General features: G+C 73.0%; 1 protein-coding gene. It reads left to right on the top strand.

Annotated elements, in window-relative coordinates; translation table 11 throughout:
• A partial coding sequence (locus JK363_RS41540) for a phosphopantetheine-binding protein (RefSeq protein WP_201883506.1) occupies positions 1-649 on the top strand: 649 nt, incomplete at both ends.

Below are 649 nucleotides of genomic sequence, written 5' to 3' on the forward strand. Positions count from 1 at the left end.
GAGGCGTTGCCTCTGACGCCGAACGGCAAGCTGGACCGCACCGCGCTGCCCGCCCCCGAGATGGAGAGGGACGCGGCGGGGCGTGGTCCGCGGACACCGCGCGAGGAGCTGCTGTGCGGGCTGTTCGCCGAGGTGCTGGGGCTGGAACGAGTCGGTATCGACGACAGCTTCTTCGACCTGGGCGGCCACTCCCTGCTCGCCACCCGCCTGGTCAGCCGGGTGCGCACCGCACTCGGCGTCGAACTGCCGCTGCGGTCGCTGTTCGAGACCCCGACGGTCGCCGGGCTGGTCGGGGCCCACGGGACCGGTGAACCCGCGCGGCCCGCCGTGGTGGCTCGTCCCCGGCCGGACCGGGTGCCGCTGTCGTTCGCGCAGCGGCGGCTGTGGTTCGTGAACCGGCTCCAGGGCTCGAGCGCGCTCTACAACATGCCGGTGGCCCTGCGTCTGTCGGGCGCCGTGGACCAGCAGGCACTACGAGCCGCACTGACCGACCTGGTCCAGCGCCACGAGTCCCTGCGCACCGTCTTCCCCGAGGTGGCCGGAGAAGCCCACCAGCAGGTGATCGGCACCCCGGTCGTCCCCCTGCCGGTCACCGAGGTCACGGACGAACACACCCTCGCGCCACTGCTGCGGGAGGAGGTGGCGAAGG

Origin of the sequence: Streptomyces coffeae, from assembly GCF_016741875.1 — a bacterium.
GTDB classification, from domain to species: Bacteria; Actinomycetota; Actinomycetes; order Streptomycetales; family Streptomycetaceae; genus Streptomyces; species Streptomyces coffeae.